Source organism: Paenibacillus sp. FSL R7-0026 (assembly GCF_038004485.1).
Lineage (GTDB): Bacteria > Bacillota > Bacilli > Paenibacillales > Paenibacillaceae > Paenibacillus > Paenibacillus xylanexedens_A.
In genome coordinates this window covers 5,679,509-5,701,969 of record NZ_JBBORG010000001.1, presented here as the reverse complement: position 1 = coordinate 5,701,969, position 22,461 = coordinate 5,679,509, and the positions used below count along the sequence as shown (strand labels likewise).

At 51.8% G+C, this 22,461-nt stretch carries 5 protein-coding genes; all 5 read left to right on the top strand.

Annotation, left to right across the window (positions count from 1 at the left end; translation table 11 throughout):
* The first annotated feature begins 30 nt into the window (after window positions 1-30).
* The 5 genes from glmM to MKY44_RS24875 all read left to right on the top strand — a co-directional run bounded on the left by glmM (window position 31) and on the right by MKY44_RS24875 (window position 22,437).
* Window positions 31-1,371, top strand: coding sequence for a phosphoglucosamine mutase (gene glmM, locus MKY44_RS24895; protein WP_338588636.1), 1,341 nt, complete (start codon window positions 31-33; stop codon window positions 1,369-1,371).
* Window positions 1,372-2,294: 923 nt separating this feature from the next.
* Window positions 2,295-4,127 (top strand): glutamine--fructose-6-phosphate transaminase (isomerizing), encoded by a 1,833-nt coding sequence (glmS, locus tag MKY44_RS24890; protein WP_036668148.1) that lies wholly within the window; start codon window positions 2,295-2,297, stop codon window positions 4,125-4,127.
* Between the two features lie 1,290 nt (window positions 4,128-5,417).
* Complete coding sequence (gene ectB, locus MKY44_RS24885) at window positions 5,418-6,701, top strand: diaminobutyrate--2-oxoglutarate transaminase (protein ID WP_076217242.1); 1,284 nt, start codon at window positions 5,418-5,420, stop codon at window positions 6,699-6,701.
* 441 nt (window positions 6,702-7,142) lie between these two features.
* Window positions 7,143-7,265 (top strand): hypothetical protein, encoded by a 123-nt coding sequence (locus MKY44_RS24880; protein WP_341009026.1) that lies wholly within the window; start codon window positions 7,143-7,145, stop codon window positions 7,263-7,265.
* A gap of 160 nt (window positions 7,266-7,425) precedes the next feature.
* Window positions 7,426-22,437 carry an amino acid adenylation domain-containing protein gene (locus MKY44_RS24875; protein WP_341009946.1) on the top strand — a complete coding sequence of 5,004 codons (15,012 nt, stop codon included), beginning with the start codon at window positions 7,426-7,428 and terminating at the stop codon, window positions 22,435-22,437.
* Window positions 22,438-22,461: the final 24 nt, after the last annotated feature.

Genomic DNA, 22,461 nt, shown 5'->3' with positions numbered 1-22,461 from the left:
GTATATGATGCGAATAGAAGGAGTTAAATCATGGGGAAATATTTTGGTACAGACGGTGTAAGAGGGGTTGCCAATAAAGAGTTAACGGCAGAGCTGGCTTACAGCATTGGACGTTGTGGTGGTTACGTGCTTGCGGGTGGTGTGGAAAGACCAAAAGTGGTTATCGGCATGGATACTCGTATCTCGGGATTGATGTTGGAATCCGCACTGGTTGCAGGTTTGTTGTCCATTGGCGCTGATGTGATCCGTCTGGGCGTTGTATCCACTCCGGGAGTGGCGTATATCTCACGTTTGTTGAAAGCTGACGCGGGCGTGATGATCTCGGCTTCCCACAATCCGGTTGAGGATAACGGAATCAAGTTCTTTGGTGGAGATGGCTTCAAGCTGTCTGATGAAACAGAGAACCGGATTGAAGAACTGATGGATGCGGAGACAGATCAATTGCCACGGCCAGTTGGTGGCGGGCTGGGTACTGTAACGACAGATGAAGAATCCCGTTATCGTTACCTTGATTTCCTGAAAACGACTGTAAATGAATCGTTCTCTGGACTTAAAATTGTTTTGGACTGTGCAAACGGAGCAGCATATGAACTGGCACCGAAATTGTTCAGTGAACTAGGTGCAGAAGTCATTGCCATTGGCGCTGAGCCTAACGGCCTGAATATTAATGAGCAATGTGGATCAACTCATCCAGAGAACCTGAAACAAGAAGTGCTCAAACATAAAGCAGATCTGGGTCTTGCTTTTGACGGGGATGCGGATCGTCTGATTGCTATTGATGAGACAGGCGCTGAGGTGGATGGAGACTTCATTCTGTGTATCTGCGGTGATGCAATGAATCGTGCAGGCAAGTTGAAGGACAGTACTGTTGTATCAACTGTTATGAGTAACATCGGATTCTACAAAGCAACGGAGAAACTTGCACTGAAAACAGCTAAAACGGCAGTAGGTGACCGTTATGTGATGGAGGAAATGCGTCGCGGCGGTTACAACTTGGGTGGAGAGCAATCTGGCCATGTTATTTTCCTGGATTACAATACAACTGGAGACGGTATGCTGACTGCGATTCAACTCGTGGATACGCTCAAGGCTTCCGGTAAAAAACTGAGTGAACTAAAAGCGCTAATGACCCAATACCCACAAGTATTGGTGAATGTGCGTGTTGAAGATAAGAGCAAATACGAGGGCAATGCTGCAATCGAGCAAGCAATCACTACAGTAGAACAGCAACTCGGCGATAATGGACGTGTACTCGTTCGTGCTTCAGGTACTGAATCTCTGATCCGTGTTATGGCGGAAGGACCAGATAAAGACGAACTTGAACAATTTGTGTCTCAAATCGCAGATGTAGTGCAAAAAGAACTGGTATAGGACCGGAAGAAATCCTATGTGCATACGGTTTTCTAAAGGGAATTGTTGTGTATAAAGGGTATGATATAACAGGATTTAGGACATATAGTGCGTGTTCAAAAAGTCTGGTTTTCAGTACCGAGAAGATGGAATGAAGATAGAAATGGAGTAGCGGAGCGTAGGGAAACTACGTGAGCAACGGACATTTCGGCTGAATTTCATATTCGATGCTGATTATGCCAATAGGCATGATTTGTAATCAAAAGCGGACTTTTTGAATTTCCTCTAAAGATGGATATTCCTGCGTCCCGGCCTGATGAGACCATAGGTCCGTTTATCCGGTCGGGATTGTAGGTAAATATGCTAAAATTGTCACAGGTACTTTGCTCCATTGCAAAATGGACCTGACGTGCATATAATGAGTGGAGTCGTCATTCAGACACAGAAAGTGAGGAACGTAAGGTTACAGTTACACAAGCGCCAGAGCTTGGAGTTGCGCGGGATGATGTTGATCAGGATTTCTTCTAGGTTGAAGAACGTCTGATTAAGATCAACGGCAATCAAGCTGACGAGGTGGAGGTGTTCGGATTGTTCGGCGGGGACCTCCCGGTGAAGCACCAGAGCCGTAAACCGGATTGCGGAAAATGGATAGGTGACTGTCCACACAACGCGCCGGTGCAGGTGCAAGAGTTAAACTAAAATTGAAATGAATGTGCGTGAAGAGCGTAAACAGTACGCGGGCGGGAAAATGATGTACATTCATGATTGCATTTATAACAGCTTATGATGACAGCGGGGCGACACGAGGTCGCTCTGATCATTGATAATTGAATAAGTACCAAGTATTCATGAAACGCTAGGCAATCACTCATTTTTCCGATATGCCGCCTCTGCCTGTTTCTCTTCGTGACACAGTATTCATATACAAACGGAGGAAATAAATTATGTGCGGTATTGTTGGATATATTGGTAATAAGAACACTCAATCGGTATTGGTCGAAGGATTGAAAAAACTCGAGTATCGTGGTTATGATTCTGCAGGTATCGCAGTATTCACACCGGAAGGTCTGCAAATCACGAAAGCTCTTGGTCGTCTTGCGAACCTTGAAGCCAAGCTGGATGGTGCACCACTGGTAGGTAATGCCGGAATCGGACACACACGTTGGGCAACTCATGGTAAACCATCGGATGAGAACTCTCATCCACACACAGATGGAAGCCAGAAGTTCTCTGTTGTGCATAACGGTATTATTGAGAACTACCTGGATCTGAAGGACGAATTGATGGCTCAAGGTCACACGTTCACTTCCGAGACAGATACTGAGGTTATCTCTCACCTGATCGCACGTGAATACAATGGTGATATCGTCAAAACAGTACAAAAAGTGATCACGTTGTTGCGTGGCGCATTTGCACTTGGTGTATTGACAGAACATGAGCCAGAGAAACTCGTAGCAGTGCGTCAAGCAAGCCCATTGATTATTGGTATTGGTGAAGGCGAGAACTTCATTGGTTCCGACATCCCGGCAATTCTGGAGCATACACGTAACGTGTACATCCTGAATGATGGTGAAATGGCTGTATTGACACATGATGCTGTCGAATTGATGACGATTGAAGGCAACTTTATTTCTCGGGAAATGATTCGTGTCGATTGGGATGCTGTAACCGCAGAAAAAGGCGGATTTGAGCACTTCATGCTGAAAGAAATTCATGAGCAACCAAAAGCATATCGTGATACTATGCTGGGTCGCATCGATAATGAAGGCAAAAAAGTTCAACTTCCTGAGTTGAAAATGACTGAAGAACAAATTAAAAATATCCGTAACGTTCAAATCATTGCATGTGGTACAGCGTACCATGCAGGTCTGGTTGGACGTACAGTGATTGAGCAATTGGTACGTATTCCGGTTGAAACAGATGTGGCTTCCGAGTACCGTTACCGTTCCCCAATCGTGCACAAAGATACACTTGTAATCGTAGTGAGCCAATCCGGTGAAACTGCCGATACACTTGCTGCATTGCGTGAAGCACAATCCAATGGTGCACACGTACTGGCAATCACAAACGTAGTGGGCAGCTCCATTGCACGTGATGCAGATGATGTTATCGCAACATTGGCAGGTCCTGAAATTGCAGTAGCTTCTACAAAAGCGTATACTTCGCAGTTGATCGCGTTCAACTTGCTGGGTCTGTACCTTGCACAAGTTCGTGGTACTCAATCTGCAGAAGAGATTGAACACACGCTGGCAGCGATGCAAGCATTGCCTGAGCAAGTGGAATCCATGTTGGAGCAAGCGGAAGCAATTAAAGGATATGCAGAGCAAATCTCCAAACATGAACATCTCTTCTTCATTGGCCGTGGTCTTGACTATGCAGTAGCTCAAGAAGGATCTTTGAAGCTGAAAGAGATCTCTTATATTCACTCCGAGGCGTATGCTGCGGGTGAGTTGAAACATGGTACGCTTGCATTGATCGAAGACGGTATCCCTGTTATTGCCCTGGCAACGCAGGAGAACGTACTTGAGAAAACAGTGAGCAACATTAAGGAAGTAAAAGCACGTGGCGCAGATGTATTGGCAATTACGTATGAAGAGCACGTAGCACCATTGCTGAAATCCGTAGACCAAGCGTTTGCAATTCCTAAGACGCTGCCACTGCTTAGCCCTGCTTTGTCTGTAGTTGCGCTGCAATTGCTGGCATACTATGCTTCCCTGGCACTGGGTCATGATGTAGATAAACCACGTAACCTGGCGAAAAGTGTAACGGTTGAGTAAGGTATTCTGTACAAATTAGTTTATTGTCCAATGATAAATAAGTGTAGAACCATTAACAAAAGTATGGAACTACACGAACTATTGTCCGATGATATGGACAACGGGTTGATCAAAAGATTCCGTAAACTAATAAAGTATAAACAAAATAATGGTCCTGATGACTCTGAGTCATCAGGACTTTTTTGATGTTTCAGAAGGGTGGTTCTAAATATTAGAACCACCTTATTTGTGTTTTTGTATTGTAAATTGCGGTCATTCATTGGACGTAAATCCATCAGATTATAAAGTATCTTAGGAAGAGTACCTTTTTGTAATTCTCACATTTGAAATATTCTGCGTGCACGAATGTAATCAACTTCTTAAAGAGAATCATTAACATTCGCAACTCGTAAGTGCAAATATATCCCCAAGAAGGACCGGATCGGGCATAAAAGATCATTTGAATGGTAAAGGAAGATGACTGAACGTGACGGGTACATCTTTCAGCAACTCACAAAATGGTATGCCAAGAAGCAACAATGCGCTCGATGAAGAAGCTTATTACACGAAGTGAAATCATTGTCCGTCCGCGTTTGTAAATCTGCATGTAAATGAGTGAAGGACATCGGAAAGCGTATAAGGGAAAACCTCACGTACGGTTTGACGAGGAGCAGCAGAATATATTTACTCTTTATTCTAACAGAGACGTAGAGAAGAAGGCGTGATACAAAACGATGTCGGCTACCATCCGTGCGGACGCTGTGGCCAGTTTCCAGCCAGGCTTTCAGAAATTGGTCAGGTAATCATGTTAACTTATTACAAAGTGCAAGGAATCGGAACACCGGCAAAGAATATTTAAAGGGAATATATACCAAATTTACCTGTTAAAAAACTGAATGTCAACACTCGTCGAATTCCTTGATTGATGTCAAATCATTCCCAACGTTTCTTCTCCATTCACTATTTTTAACGAAAAATGTTAACACATAATGTTTTATTGACCAAATTTAACAATATAATGACTATATTTAACAAAAATTTCACTATACATTCTTGTAAATTTTGATATAATTCAACCTAGGTCTTATTCCCTATTATTCTAATAAATGGAATTGTAGGTTTTTTTATACCCATCCAAGCTGTGTGCGAGAGACCAGTATACTGGCTTACCAACAAGCCGGCATGTGGGGACCAACAATTGTGGAAAATGACAGCCTAGAATATGTTGCTCCATGACGTCAGTAGGTTTAGAAAGGAAGGTTCGGAAAGATAGAGCCAACCTTATCCCAATTCCGATGGAGGATGAAGCGAGTGAGCATTTTTGAAAAGCTGGAATCCAACGTAAGATCTTACTGCAGAAGCTTTCCGGTGGTATTCGACCGGGCCAAGGGAGACCTTTTATATTCTGAGGACGGAAGAGCATATATTGATTTCTTTGCAGGTGCCGGGGCACTCAATTACGGCCATAACAACGATTATATTAAAGACCGGGTTCTCGATTACTTGACCTCCGACCGGATTATGCACGGTCTGGATATGTATACAATGGCCAAGCGTGAATTCATCCAGAGCTTCTCCGAGCGGATCCTGGAGCCGAAGAAGCTGAATTACAAGCTTCAATTCTGCGGTCCAACAGGGACGAATGCGGTGGAAGCGGCCCTGAAGCTCGCACGCAAGGCGAAGAAGAGAAGTGGAATATTCGCATTCATGGGTGGCTTCCACGGCATGTCGCTCGGCAGTCTGTCGGCGACAAGCTCCAAGTCTATGAGAGAAGGGGCGGGGCTTCCTCTGGACGGAGTTACGTTCATGCCGCACCCGAGCGGGGCTTTCGCAGAAATGGATACGCTCGGTTATATCGAGAATATCCTGACTGATTCGCACTCCGGAATCGACAAGCCGGCCGCGATCCTGCTTGAAACGGTACAAGCCGAAGGCGGAATTCACGTTGTCGACGCGCAGTGGCTACGTGAGCTGCAGCAGCTTTGCCGCAGGCACGATATTCTGCTCATTACAGACGAGATTCAAGTAGGATGCGGCCGGACAGGCGAATTCTTCTCCTTCGAACGTGCGGGGATCGAGCCGGATCTCATTACCCTGTCGAAGTCGATCAGCGGGTACGGCCTGCCAATGTCCCTCCTGCTGCTGAAGCCCGAACTGGATATCTGGACGCCGGGCGAGCACAACGGCACCTTCCGCGGCAACCAGCTGGCTTTTGTGGCCGCGAAGGCTGCTCTTGAGTTCCGGGACAGAACCGAACTGGAAGCTCAGGTGAAGCAGAAGGAAGAATATGTGCGCTCGTTCCTTGATCAAGAAATTAAGCCTCTGCATCCGTCCATTGCCATCCGCGGACTCGGCCTGATCTGGGGCATTGACGTCTCGGGGTTCATGGATGAAGCCGGGGCGAAGCGAGTGACGGATATCAGCTTCGAGAACGGGCTCATCATTGAAAGAGCCGGAAGAGGAGATTGTGTGCTGAAGATCATGCCTCCGCTGACCGTCTCGATGGAGCATCTGACCGCCGGCTGCGCCATTATCAAGTCCAGTATGCAGCAGGTGATCTCTCAGGAGACCAAGGATTTGCTAGTAACGACCTAAGCTTGGCCAAGCCGATGGCCGCCCCGGCAAGAGGCACGAAAGTGCCTTCCGGAGGGCGTGCGGACTTGATGTTAAGGTAGCGCTTTCATCTAAGTGGAAGACTTTCTCCTTATGCTACCTGCGGTAACGTCAATCAGCATGGAATTCTCCGGCAATCCAAGGGCAGTCCCGTTCATGCCATACGGAGCATTCATTGAGTCTCATGCATTACCCTCGTTAAATTTAATCGTCAGGAAAAGCTCACTACCCCGCAGCCGAATCTTTATTTATCCACACCAGGGCTGTGGGGGAATAAGCAAATCGTACATAGAGTGTATCAATACCCCTTAAACATAGGCTTCGTCAAAGGCAGCTCGGGTGCCAAATCAGGAGGTACAGTCGACTTCCTGCTGGACGGCCGGAACCCTGCGGCAAGCTTTACATCGACAGGAGGAACATTCCTTGTCGTCTATCCCCAAATCCAATTCCGAACCCCATGTTAAACCAAATCCCGTCTTCGGGTGGCTCGTCCGCAGCAATCTTATTGAAGCAGAGGAGTCCGAAGTAGCCGCATCTCTTGCGTAGAACGATGTTTGTTGTCCTTTACGCATGGGAGCCGAGCGGTACAGCTGCTAGGCAGAGGATTGCCGCATGCGATCAACCGGGCAATCCAAGCGGTGACATGGCGTAAGCCATTGATATTGTTGTCAGATGTTTGAAAAGGAGGGGAGCGTTGCTTCGGCATATGCTCTGCCGGATTGCTTTTACCGATGAAGAGAGGGGAACGATCCAGATGGCTTTTGAAAAAGAAACGTTGTTTTGGAACGCAAAATTCGGTAGTGACGATTATACCTTGACGCGGTTGCCTTACAGCAAAGCTCCAAACTCCCTGGTGCCCAATGTGAAAACCGTTGGCGGTTCGCTTTCGGAGGAAGCGGCGCAGCGCGTCCTTCAAATGAGCAAGGGTGCTCCGCTGGCTGCTTTTATGATTTTGCTCGCAGGTGTTCAGGCACTCTTGCATAAATATACAGGAGCTTCAGACATTCTGGTCGGCATGCCGGTTGTGCGGAAAAAGGCGGAGACACGGCGATCCGTTAATCATACGGTCATTTTGAAAAACTCGCTTTTGGTGGGGGCAACTTTTAAGACGCTTCTGAGCGAACTGAGGACTTCCTTGCCGGAAGCCATTCAACATCAACATATTCCGTTCTTGAAAATGACGGAGAAGCTGGATCTGCAATATGTAGAAGGGATACCCTTCGTCCATACGCTAGTATCCCTTAAGGAGCTGCATCTGGACGAAATTGGGCAAAACGTGGTCACAGACTGTTCGTTTGAATTCAGTTTAGCCGGCGGGACGATACAGCTAGCGCTGTCATATAACGAGCACTTATATGACTCCGAGTTCATGAATCGGGTCGTCGGCCATCTGAATCGCCTGCTGTCCGTCGGGCTTCATGAGCTGGAGCTGGACATCGTGCGAGCGGACATGCTGTCGGAGGACGAAAAATTTCAATTAATACAAAGCTTCAACGATACCGAGAAGGACTATCCTCGTGATCGGACGATTCATCAGCTTGTGGAGGAGCAAGCGAAGCGTGTGCCCGAGGCGACTGCGGTTGTTTTTGAGGGGCAGCGGCTTTCATACGCAGAGTTGAACGAACGGGCAAACCAGCTGGCGCGTACGCTACGATCGGTCGGTGTGCTACCCAATCAGTTGGTAGGCTTGATGGTCAGGAGATCGCTGGAGACGGTCATTGGCATTTTGGCGGTTCTGAAAGCTGGCGGTGCCTACGTGCCGATCGACCCGGAGTACCCGGAAGAACGTATCCGCTACATTCTGGAGAACTCGAACACGCAGCTGCTACTGACTCAAAGAGAGCTGTTACAGCAAGTCCCGTTCGAAGGGACCGTATTGGCGCTAGATGACAAGCAGGCCTATAGCGATGATGGCTCAAACCTGGAGGCGGCCAGTGGTCCACACGATCTTGCTTATGTCATTTATACGTCAGGTACAACGGGCAAACCCAAAGGGGTCATGCTGGAGCATCGTGGTTTGGTCAGCTTGAAGCTGATGTTCGCAGACAGGCTGGGTATCACGGAGCATGACCGGATCGTTCAATTTGCGAGCTTGTCCTTCGACGCATCCTGCTGGGAGGTTTTCAAAGCACTCTATTTTGGCGCGGCTTTGTACATCCCGACAGCCGAAACAATTCTCGACACTCGGCTGTTCGAGAGTTATATGAACGAGCATGCGATTACGGCGGCGATTTTGCCTCCGACGTACAGCGCTCATTTGAACCCGGACCGTCTTCCCAGCTTAACAAAGCTTGTAACGGGAGGTTCGGCGGTATCGGCCGAATTCGTGCAGCAGTGGAAAGCGAAGGTTCACTATTTCAATGCTTACGGCCCTACCGAAGCTTCGATTGTTACGACGCTTTGGGATGCGGATGAGCAGCAGCCGGAGCGCAGAGTCATTCCGATTGGGCGCCCGCTGGCTAATCATCAGATTTTTATTTTGGATGCCCACCTGCAACTTGTGCCTCCGGGAGTGGACGGCGAGCTGTGCGTGGCAGGCGTGGGGCTTGCGAGAGGTTACCTGAACCAACCGGAACTGACGGCAGAGAAATTTGTGGAACATCCATTTGCGCCGGGAGAACGCCTTTACCGGACAGGAGATCTCGCCCGCTGGCTGCCGGACGGTAATATGGAGTACTTGGGCCGGATCGACCATCAGGTGAAAATCCGTGGATTCCGAATCGAGGTCGGTGAGATTGAAGATCAGCTTCTGAAGATCGACTCGGTGCAGGAGACGATTGTGATTGCGCGGGAAGGAAAAAGCGGGCAAGAACTGTGCGCTTACCTGGTCGCTAGTCTCCCTCTTACGCTCGGCGAGCTGAGAAGCGCGCTGGCGCAAAAATTGCCGAATTACATGATTCCGGCACATTTTGTTCAGCTTCCGCAGATGCCGCTCACGCCGAACGACAAAATCGACCGCAAGGCTTTGCCTGCCCCGGAAGGAAACGCACTGACCGGCGGCGAGTACGTAGCTCCACGCAATGAAGCCGAGCGGACGCTTGCCGATGTGTGGCAGGCGGTATTGAACGCCGATCGCGTTGGGGTAACGGATCATTTCTTCGAGCTTGGCGGAGACTCGATCAAGTCCATTCAAGTATCTTCGCGGCTTCATCAAGCCGGGTACAAGCTGGAAATCCGGGATTTGTTCAAATATCCGACGATCTCACAGCTTAGCCTGCATGTGATACCGATCGGACGTACCATCGATCAAGGCGAAATTACGGGTGAAACGGCGCTGACGCCGATTCAGCATTGGTTTTTCGAGAGCTCCTTTGCGGACCCGCATCATTTCAACCAGTCGGTGATGCTGTACCGGAAGGAACGCTTCGACGAAGAGATGGTACGTCAGGTGCTGCAAAAGCTGGCCGAGCATCATGACGCCTTACGGATGGTGTTCAGCAAAACGGAACAAGGGTTTAGCGCACGGACCCGCGCGATTCAGGAAGACGAGATGTTCACGCTGGACGTGTTCGACTTCAAGGATGCGGAGAATCCCACGCAGACTGTGGAAGCGAAGGCAACGGACATTCAAGCGGGCATCGATCTGGAGAACGGGCCCCTTATGAAGGCGGGACTGTTCCAGTGCGCGGACGGTGATCATTTGCTGCTCGGGGTTCATCATGCTGTGGTAGATGGCGTGTCTTGGCGCATTTTGATGGAGGATTTCGCTCTAGGTTACGAGCAGATTGGCAAAAGCGAGGAAATTCGTTTCCCGGCGAAAACAGATGCGTACCGCACTTGGTCTGAGCAGCTGGTTGCTTACGCGCAAAGCCCGGAGATGGCGAAGGAACGGGCCTATTGGCAGGCCGTGGATCAAATGGAGGTTCCGGCCATGCCGAAGGATATGGAGGCGGACGTTACGACGCAGCATGACAGCGAATCGCTGTTTGTCCGTTTGACTTCCGAAGAAACGGAGCTGCTACTGAAGCGGGTTCACCGTGCCTTCAACACGGAAATGAATGATATTTTGGTAACGGCGCTCGGCATAGCCTTACGCAAATGGACGGGGCACGAACGGGTGCGGATCAATCTCGAAGGACACGGACGTGAATCGATCGGAACGGATATTGACATCACGCGTACAGTCGGCTGGTTTACGACCAAGTTTCCGGTCGTCCTGGAGCCGGAAACCGACCGGGATTTGACCTATCAGATTAAACAGGTCAAGGAAAACTTGCGCCGCATTCCGAACAAGGGGCTTGGGTACGGCATATGCCGCTATCTTTCGAAATCGGAGGATGGCTTGGTTTGGGGCGCAGAACCGGAAATTAATTTTAACTACCTCGGCCAGTTCGACGATGATGTCAACCAGGGCGAGATCGGCATATCTTCTTATTCCAGTGGCAGCCCGGCTAGCGACCGGCAGGCCCGCAGCTTTGTGCTGGATATCAACGGTATGGTGCTGGACGGTGCTTTATCGCTCGATCTCAGCTACAGCCGGAAGCAGTATCACAAGGAAACGATGGAAGCCTTCGCTCAGCGGCTTGAGCAAAGTCTCCGAGAGCTCATTACCCACTGCGCAGGCAAAGAGAACAACGAATTGACGCCAAGCGACGTGCAATTTAAAGGCTTGACCATCACAGAATTGGAGCAAATCGCCCAGCGCTCGAGTCATCTCGGGGAAATCGAAAATATTTACTCGCTGACGCCGATGCAAAAGGGTATGTGGTTCCACAGCGCGCTTGACCGGCAAACGGCAGCTTACTTTGAGCAGACGCGGTTTACGATGCGGGGAGCGCTCGACGTCCAGCTTTTTGAGAGGAGCTGGATGGAGCTTGCAAAACGTCATCTGGTGTTGCGGGCGAATTTTGTGAATGGACCAGCGGGCGAGCCGCTGCAAATCATATACCGCGATAAGCCAGTCGGCTTTGAATATGAAGAGCTGCTTCATTTGCAGGTACACGAGAAACAAGCTTACTTGGATGAAAAGGCCGAGGAGGACAAGCTTCGTGGCTTCGACATGGAACATGATGCGCTCGTTCGGTTTACGATTCTGCGCACCGAAGAGCAAAGTTATCACGTTCTGTGGAGTTTCCAGCATATTTTGATGGACGGCTGGTGCCTGGCTCAGCTGACGCAGGAGTTGTTTGAGATATACTCGGCCCTGACCTCTGGGAAGCAGCCAGCGGGAGGTAAAGGATCGGATTATGGCGATTATATCGAATGGTTGGAGAAACAGGACGATCAGGCGGCATCCGTCTATTGGACGGCGTTCCTGGCAGGCTACGAAGGGCAAACCGTACTTCCGGGGCAAAAGGAACCAGCGCCGAGCGGCAGATTTACGGCTGATCACGTCACCGCCGAACTAGGCAAGGACTTGAGCAAACGGATGGACCGGGTGGCGAAACAGCACCTGGTTACAGTCAATACGCTGCTGCAAGCCGTTTGGGGCGTGATGCTGCAAAAATATAACGGAACAAACGATGCCGTATTCGGCAGTGTCGTGGCCGGAAGACCGGCGGAAATCCCGGGCATTGAGTCTATGATCGGACTGTTCATCAATACGGTGCCGGTCCGCGTCAATAGCGAAGTGGACACCGTGTTCGCCGACCTGATGGCGAAGCTCCAAGAGCGGGCGCTGGATTCCGGGCGTTATGATTACTATCCGCTGTTTGAAATTCAAGCTCGTAGCGTGCAAAAGCAGAATCTGATCAACCATATCATCGCTTTCGAGAACTATCCGGTGGACGAGCAGATGGAGCAGGCGGGGGAGCAGCAGCACGGCGGCCTGACAATTGCTGACGTTCAGATGGAGGAGCAGACGAACTATAACTTCAACGTGACTGTGGTGCCGGGAGCCGAGATCGAAATTCGATTCGACTTTAACGCCGAAGTGTTCGATAAAGACAGCATCGAGCGGCTCAAGGGGCATCTCGTGCATCTGCTGGAACAGGTAACGGATAACCCGGAAATTACCGTGGGCGAGCTGGAACTTGTGACCGAGGCAGAAAAGGCCGACCTTCTCGGACATTTTAACGACACCACAACGGAATTTCCGCGCGGGAAGACACTCATTCAATTGTTCGAAGAGCAGGCGGAGTACATCCCGGATGCAGCTGCCATTTCCTTTAATGAGCAAGAGATGACTTACCGCGAGTTGAATGAACGCGTCAACCGCCTTGCCCGTACCTTGCGCAGCCACGGGATATCTCAAGGACGTCTGGTCGCCATTATGGCTGAGCGTTCCATCGAAATGGTTGTAGGTATACTGGCAGCACACAAAGCCGGAGCCGCTTACGTACCGATTGACCCGGAATATCCAGAGGAGCGTATCCGTTTCTTGATAGAGGATTCAGGAGCGCAGGTTATGCTGACACAAAGCCGCTTGCGCGAGCGCCTGGCGGGTGTGGACTCGTTGATTTTACTGGATGACGAGTCCTTCTATCACGAGGACGGAACAAACCTAAATCAAGGGATTGAAGCGACAGATCTGGCCTGCGTGATCTATACGTCAGGCACGACGGGCAAGCCAAAAGGCAACCTTGTTTCGCACCGCAACATCGTGCGCGTTGTGCAAAATACAAATTATATCGACATCACCAATCGCGATCATGTCCTCCAGCTTTCGAGCTATTCGTTCGACGGAGCGATTTTCGATATTTTTGGTGCTTTGACCAACGGGGCGCGGCTGGTGCTGGTTCCCCGCGAGACGTTGCTGGAAATTGGTCTACTGGCGGATCTCATCCAGCGCCAGCGCATATCGGTCATGTTTATTACGACGGCTTTCTTCAACGTGCTTGTAGATGTGAACGTCCATTGTTTTCGGGATGTCCGGGCGATTTTGTTTGGAGGAGAGCGTGTCTCGGTTGGTCATGTACGTAAAGCACTCGCCCATCTTGGAGCGGGTAGGCTCAACCATGTGTACGGACCGACGGAAAGCACGATATTTACCACGTACCTTCCGGTCGACTTCGTTGATGAGTCGGCGCTTACCGTTCCTATCGGACGACCAATCAGCAATACGACGGTGTATATCGTCGACAGCCGGAATAAGCTGCTGCCGATCGGCGTGGTCGGGGAGCTATGTGTCGGTGGAGAAGGTTTGGTACGGGGCTACAATAACCGGCCGGAACTGACGGCGGAGAAATTTGTGCACAATCCTTTTACGTCAGGAGAGCGCATGTACCGGACGGGGGATTTGGCGAAATGGCTACCGGACGGCACGATTGAATATGTGGGACGAACGGACGACCAAGTGAAAATCCGTGGCTTCCGCATAGAGCTGGGCGAGATCGAAGCTCAGCTTCAGAAAGTGGAGGGAATTCGGAAAACGACAGTATTCGCGCGGGAAAACGTGTCCGGCGAAAAGCAGCTTTGCGCCTATTATGAAGCGGACTGTGAGCTTCCGGCGGCCGAGCTGAAGAGCATGCTGTCTCAGGAACTGCCGACCTATATGATCCCGGCGTACCTGATCCAGTTGGAGCGTCTCCCGCTGACGACGAATGGCAAGGTTGACCGCCGCTCCCTCCCGGCACCTGAGGAGAGCTTGCAGCCAGGCGAAGGACATACTCCGCCTCGGACTCCGCTCGAAGCCAACTTGGCTGAAATATGGAAAAGCGTGCTTGGATTGGAGCACATCGGGGTTCATGACAACTTCTTTGACTTGGGCGGCCATTCCCTGCGGGCAACGACACTGGTGAGCAAGGTGCATCAGGAGTTGAACGTCGAGTTGCCTCTGCGCGACGTATTCCGCTACTCAACGATCGAACAGATGGCTCTCGCCCTCTCCCGGATCGAAGAACATTCGTTCTCGTCGATTCCGCTGGTAGGCGCAAGAGCGTATTATCCACTTTCCTCAGCTCAGAAGCGGCTGTTTATCCTGAATCAGCTGGAAGGAGCCGATCAGAGCTACAACATGCCGGGTGTGCTGCTGCTCGAAGGATCGATTGATCATAGCCTGCTGGAGAAAGCTTTCCGCGGACTGATCCAACGTCATGAAACGTTGAGAACCGGATTTGAGGTCGTGCAAGGCGAAGCGGTACAGCGTATTTACGAGAGCGTTGATTTTTCCGTCGTGTGTCGACATGCGAACGAGGAAGAAGCGTCTGCAGTCGTGCAGGCTTTTATCCGACCTTTCGACTTGGCGAAGCCACCGCTGCTGCGTGCCGAGCTCGTAGAGCTGGCCGCCGATCGTTATTTACTGATGTTTGACATGCACCATATTATCTCCGACGGGGTTTCGATGGACGTGTTCGTTGAGGAACTCGTTCGTCTGTATGGCGGTGAGTCATTAGAGCCTTTGCACATTCAGTACAAGGACTATGCGGTATGGCAGCAATCGGACGAGCAAAAAATTCAATTGAAACGCGAGGAAGCTTACTGGCTGGACCGTTACCGGGGCGAGCTGCCGGTTCTGGAAATGCCAACGGACTATCCGCGTCCTGCTGTACAGAGCTATGAGGGACATACGCTAACGTCCTTCGTGGACGAGGCAACGAACGAAGGCTTGAAACAGCTGGCCGCTCAAAGAGGAACGACGCTATATATGGTGTTGCTTGCCGCATATACCGTGCTTTTGCATAAGTACACAGGTCAGGACGATTTGATCGTCGGAACGTCGATTGCGGGCAGAACGCACGGCGACACGCAGCCTTTGATCGGAATGTTTGTCAACACGCTGGCGATCCGCAATTATCCGGCTTCGGAGAAGACCTTCCTGTCGTATTTGGAAGAAGTGAAAGAAACGACTTTAGGCGCTTACGAGCATCAGAATTATCCGTTCGAAGAACTCGTTGATAAAGTGCAGGTTAGCCGGGATTTGAGCCGCAACCCGCTGTTTGACACGATGTTCTCCCTGCAAAACCTGGAGGAGTCAGAGTTTGAGCTGGAAGGGCTGAAATTGTCCCCGTACCCTAGCGAATATGGTATGGCCAAGTTCGACCTGAGTGTGGATGTAACGGAAGAAAATGGCGGACTGGAGTGCAGTTTTGAATTCGCAACGGCTCTTTATAAAGAAAGCACGATCCGGCGGCTATCGATTCATTTTGGACATTTGCTTGCGGCGATTGTAAGCCATCCGAATGCAAAGATCGCTGAGCTGAACTTGTTGACGGCAGATGAAAAAGAGAAGATTCTCGGCGCGTTTCACCCGATGCAATCGGAAGTGGCTCCTGTGGCCCCGTTCCACCGACTGTTTGAGGAACAGGCGGAGAGCACTCCGGAAGCGGAAGCCGTTGTATACGAGAACGATCGGCTGACGTATGCGGAGCTGAACGTACGGGCGAACGGCTTAGCGGCCACGCTGCGCGCAAGTGGAATCGGCCGGGAGGAGATTGTTGGCATTCTCGCCGAGCGCTCGGTGGACCTGCTGGTGGCCGTGCTGGCCGTCTGGAAAGCAGGCGGGGCATATGTACCGCTTGACCCGGATTATCCGGCGGACCGCGTGCGGTTTATGCTTGAAGACAGCGGAGCGAAGGTGCTGCTGACACAAACGCTGCTGAGAGAGCGGGCTGAGGCTTGGCTCAGCGAAGAGGAACTGGCACTTGCAAAGGTGTTGTACCTCGACGACGAAACGTCATACAGCGAAGACCGGGAGAATGCACCGCTTGGCTCCAGCATGGTTTCCGGTAAAGTCTCCGGCGAGCTGACGGGTGCTGTGAACAGCGATGATCCGAGTCATCTGAAGGTTGCTGGCTTGGACAGCTTCCATGAAGCTCGTCCTGAGGACTTGGCGTATGTCATCTACACGTCCGGAACGACGGGCAAGCCGAAAGGCGTAATGATTGAGCACCGCAGCTTGGTGAACACGGCAGCAGGCTACCGGCGGGAATACCGGTTGGATCAGTTCCCAGTCCGGCTACTGCAACTCGCCAGCTTCTCGTTTGACGTGTTCGTGGGTGATATCGCACGCACGTTGTACAACGGAGGCACGATGGTGATTGTACCGAAAGACGACCGTCTCGATCCGTCTCGTCTGCACCACTGGATAGAGAGGGAGCAAGTGACGATCTTTGAATCAACACCAGCACTGATCGTACCGTTTATGGAATACGTGCACGAGCAAGGGCTGGAGTTGAGCGGGATGGAGCTGTTGATCACAAGCTCGGACAGCTGCAGTGTGGCGGATTACCGGACCTTGCAGGAGCGGTTTGGCTCATCGTTCCGCATTATTAACGCCTACGGCGTGACGGAAGCGGCAATTGACTCCAGTTTCTATGACGAAGAATTGAAGAAGCTGCCGCAGACAGGCCATGTGCCGATTGGCAAAGCGTGGTTGAATGCGAAGTTTTACATCGTGGATGCACATCTGAACCCTGTTCCAGTCGGCGTGCTAGGCGAATTGGTTATCGGCGGAGTTGGGGTAGCACGTGGGTACTTGAACCGTCCAGAGCTGACGGAAGAGAAGTTTGTAGACAGTCCTTTCACCGCTGGTGAGTGGTTGTATCGCACGGGAGACTTGGCACGGTGGATGGAAGACGGCAACGTGGACTTCATCGGCCGGATCGACAACCAGGCAAAAATCCGGGGCTACCGGATCGAGACGGGGGAGATCGAGTCGCAGCTGTTGCGGGTGGAAGGTGTGCGCGAAGCGGTGGTGCTGGTTCGAAGTGACGCGAACGGACAGAAGGCGCTATGCGCGTATTACACGCCGGATACCGGAGTTGAGCTGGTAGTGAACGATCTGCGCAGGGCGCTGGCACAGCAGTTGCCTGGGTACATGATTCCGTCGTACTTTGTGGAGCTGGAGCGTCTACCTCTGACACTGAACGGAAAGATAGACCGGAAGGTGCTGCCAGCGCCGGAAGGGGAAGCGGGAAGCGGAACGGAGTACGTCGCACCGCGCAATGAGCTGGAAACGAAGCTGGCGGTGATTTGGCAGGAGGTGCTGGGGCTTGCAAAGGAGATTGGTGTTCACGACAACTTCTTCGACATCGGTGGCCACTCCCTGCGCGCGACAACGTTGGTCAGCAAGATTCATAAAGAGTTGAACGTGGATCTGCCACTGCGCGACGTGTTCCGCCATTCCACGATCGAGAGCATGGCTACCGCCATTTCTCGGCTGGATCAGCAGATATTTGTTTCCATTCCGGTGACGGATGGCCGAGAGGTGTACCCGCAATCTTTTGCTCAAAAACGTCTCTTTATTCTGAATCAGCTGGAAGTTGCGGAGCTTAGCTACAACATGCCGGAAGCGATGCTGCTGGAGGGTGCTTTGGACCGGGCAAGGTTCGAAGAAACATTCCGTAAGCTCGTGACGCGGCATGAAATGTTGCGCACCGGGTTTGAAATGGTGGATGGAGAAGCATCACAGCGGGTTTACCAGGACGTGAATTTTGCGGTGGAGTTCTATCAAGCGGATGAGCAAGAGGTCGAAGCGGTGGTTCACGGTTTCGTCCGTCCGTTTGACTTGGCTAAGCCACCGTTGTTGAGGGTAGGCCTTGTTGAGCTGGATCCGGAACGCCATATTCTGATGTACGACATGCATCATATTATTTCTGACGGCGTTTCGATGGAAATCTTTGTTGAAGAATTCGTGCGTTTGTATGGTGGAGAGCAATTGGAGCCGCTGCGCATTCAGTACAAAGACTACACCGTTTGGCAGCATTCGCAGGAGCAGCAGGAACGGCTTCAGCATCAGGGGGCGTATTGGCTGGACATGTTCCAGGGCGAGCTTCCGGTGCTGGAAATGCCGACCGACTATCCACGTCCGGCTGTACAGAGCTACGAAGGTCAAACGCTGGAGTTTTCCTTCGACGCTTCAAAAACCGGCGGCCTGAAACAGCTGGCTTCGGAAACGGGCACGACGCTGTTTATGGTGCTGCTTGCGGCGTATAACGTGCTTTTGCATAAATATTCAGGTCAGGAAGACGTAATCGTTGGTACGCCGATTGCCGGAAGGAATCATGGAGATGTGCAGCCGTTGATCGGGATTTTCCTAAACACGCTGGCGATTCGCAGTTATCCGTCTTCGGAGAAAACATTCCTGTCATATCTGAACGAAGTCAAAGAAACAACTCTGCGTGCCTTTGAGCATCAAAACTATCCGTTCGAACAATTGGTGGACAAGGTGCAAGTCACCCGTGACTTAAGCCGTAATCCGCTGTTCGACACGATGTTTACGATGCAAAATACGGAGAACGAGCAGTTTGAACTGGAAGGGCTTCGCCTGATTCCTTATCCGAGCGTACTGGATACTGCGAAGTTTGATATCAGCTTGGATGTGGGCGAGGAGAACGGCGGGTTGGATTACAGCTTTGAATATGCGACGGCTCTTTATAAAAGGGAGACGATTGAACGGCTGGCAAAACATTACGAGCAGTTGCTCGTGACAATCGTAAACCGTCCAGATGCGAAGATTGCCGAGCTGAACTTGCTGACAGCAGAGGAAAAAGAACAAGTTCTCAATGCGTTTAATCCAGCGCAGCTAGAAGCGGCTCCTGCGGCTACGTTCCACCGTCTGTTTGAGAAACAGGCAGAGTGTACGCCGGAAGCGGAGGCCGTTGTGTATGAAAATAACCGCCTAACATATGTGGAGCTGAACGAGCGGGCGAACTGCTTAGCGGTCACGCTGCGTGCAAGTGGCATCGGCCGGGAGTCAATCGTTGGCATTCTCGCCGAGCGTTCGGTGGACTTGCTGGTGGCCGTGATGGCCGTCTGGAAAGCGGGAGGGGCGTATGTACCGCTCGACCCGGATTATCCGGCGGACCGCGTGCGGTTTATGCTCGAAGACAGCGGAGCGAAGGTACTGCTGACACAAACGCCGCTGCGAGAACGTGCCGAGGCCTGGCTCCGCGAAGAGGAGCTGGCGCTGATGTCGGTGCTGTACCTCGACGACGAAGTGTCGTACAGCGAAGATCGGGCAAATGCTCCGATGTGCTTTGATCAAGGCTCCAACATGGCTTCCAGCCGGGTCTCTGGCAAACTAACGGGGGCTGTTAACGGTGCGGATCGGAACCATCTGGATGTTGTGGATGATGTTGATGTTGTTGGCATGGACAGCTTCCATGAGGCCCGCCCAGAGGATCTGGCGTACGTGATCTACACATCGGGAACGACGGGCAAGCCGAAAGGTGTGATGATCGAGCACCGCAGCCTGGTGAACACGGCGGCGGGTTACCGGCGGGAATACCGATTAGATCAGTTCCCGGTGCGGTTGCTGCAGCTCGCCAGCTTCTCGTTTGACGTGTTCGTGGGCGACATTGCCCGGACGCTGTACAACGGAGGCACGATGGTGATTGTGCCGAAGGACGACCGGATCGATCCTTCTCGTCTGCACTACTGGATAGTGCGGGAGCGAGTGACGATCTTTGAATCAACACCGGCGCTGATCGTGCCGTTTATGGAATACGTACATGAACAGGGGCTGGAGTTCAGCGGGATGGAGCTGTTGATTACAAGCTCGGACAGCTGCAGAGTGGCGGATTACCGAACCTTGCAGGAACGCTTCGGCTCGTCGTTCCGCATCATTAACGCTTACGGTGTGACGGAAGCGGCGATCGACTCCAGTTTCTATGACGAACCGCTGACGAAGCTGCCGCATACAGGCCATGTGCCGATCGGCAAAGCGTGGCTGAATGCGAAATTTCACATCGTGGACGCACATCTTAATCCCGTACCAGTCGGCGTGCTTGGCGAGCTGGTCATCGGCGGCGTTGGTGTAGCACGTGGGTACTTGAACCGTCCAGAGCTGACGGAAGAGAAGTTTTTAGACAGCCCGTTTGTTGCGGGCGAACGGCTGTACCGCACGGGAGATTTGGCGCGGTGGATGGAGGACGGCAACGTGGACTTCATCGGCCGGATCGATAACCAGGCAAAAATCCGGGGCTACCGGATCGAGACGGGTGAGATCGAGTCGCAGCTGTTGCGTGTGGAAGGTGTGCGCGAAGCGGTGGTGCTGGTTCGAAGTGATGCGAATGGGCAGAAGGTGCTGTGTGCGTATTACACGCCGGATACCGGTGCGAAGCTGTTGGTAAACGATCTGCGCAGTGCCCTGGCACAGGAGCTGCCGGGGTATATGATCCCGTCGTACTTTGTGGAGCTGGAGCTCCTGCCTTTGACACCAAACGGGAAGATGGACCGAAAGGCGCTGCCAGCACCGGAAGGGGAAGCGGGAAGTGGAACGGAGTATGTCGCACCGCGCAATGAGCTGGAAATGAAGCTGGCGGTGATTTGGCAGGAGGTGCTGGGGCTTACGAAGGAGATAGGCGTTTACGACAACTTCTTCGACATCGGCGGTCACTCCCTGCGAGCTACGTCACTGGCAGGCAAGGTATTTAAGGAATTAAACGTCAACCTGCCTCTGCGCGACGTATTCCGTCACTCAACGATTGCGGCGATGGCCGAGGCGATCACCCGGATGGAACGGCGGGAGCACGAGGCCATTCCTCAAGCGGAAGAGAGAGAGTACTACCCTCTGTCCTCCGCGCAGAAACGGCTGTTCATTCAGCATACGCTGGATGGAGCAGATCAGCTTTACAACATGCCGGAACTGGTGCAGGTGGAAGGTGAGTTTGATTTAGACCGGTTGGAAGCCGCCTTGCGGAAATTGATAACACGGCATGAATCGCTGCGCACCGGTTTTGAAATGGTGAAGGGCGAAGTGGTTCAGCGGATATACCCACAGGTCGATTTTGCTATCGAGCATCATCAAGCGGATACAGAGGATTCAGATCAAATCGAGCAGATCGTCCGCAACTTCGTTCGTCCGTTTGATCTGGGCCAACCGCCGCTACTGCGCGCCGGGGTCATCGAGCTGGAGCCGCACCTGCGTATTCTCCTTTTCGATATGCACCATATCGTGTCCGACGGTGTATCGATGGCGATTGTGATGGAGGAGTTCTCGAGTTTCTACGCCGGAGAACAGCTGCCACCCCTGCGCATTCATTACAAGGATTATGCCGTTTGGCAGCAGTCGAAGGCCCACCGAGAGCGAATCGGGCGGCAGGAAGCGTACTGGCTGCAAACCTTCGAAGGCGAGCTGCCCACGGCGGACCTGCCGATGGACTACGAACGGTCTGCCGTTCGTAGCTACGAAGGCGCGCATGTGGAGTTCGACGTCGAAGCTTCTCTCTCTGCGCGGTTGCGCGAATTGGCTGCCGAGTGTGAAAGCACACTGTTCATGGTGCTGCTTGCAGCCTATACTGTGTTGCTGTCCAAGTACAGCGGTCAGGAGGACTTGATCGTGGGCACCCCGGTGGCTGGAAGAACTAACGCCGATTTGGAGCCGGTTATCGGCATGTTTGTTAATACGCTGGCGCTCCGTAATCGTCCGTCTGGCGACAAAACGTTCTTGTCCTACCTGGAAGAAGTGAAGGAAACGGCTTTGGGTGCTTTTGAGAACCAGGATTATCCATTCGAGGATCTCGTGGAGCGTTTGAATGTGAAGCGGGAGCCGGGCCGCTTCCCACTGTTCGATGCCGTTTTCGACTTGCAAAATATCGAAGAACGAGACGCCGAACTGGAAGGGGTCAGCCTGAAGAATTACGAGCTTGACCATTTGGAAGAAGCGAAGTTTGATCTGACGCTGTTTATGTATGAAAACGAAGGGGCGTTGAGCGGGGGCTTCTTCTACGCCACCAAGCTGTTTAAAGAAACGATGATCCGCACCTTGACTGAGGATTACCTGCGGGTACTGTCTCAAATTGCGGAAAATCCACAACTCGAGCTAAGCCGAATTGAATGTCATAAACCGGCGGCAGGCGCAAAGAGTGCCGTCGATACGATCGAATTCGCGTTCTAATGTTACAAGCGCGCTCCGCCGTCA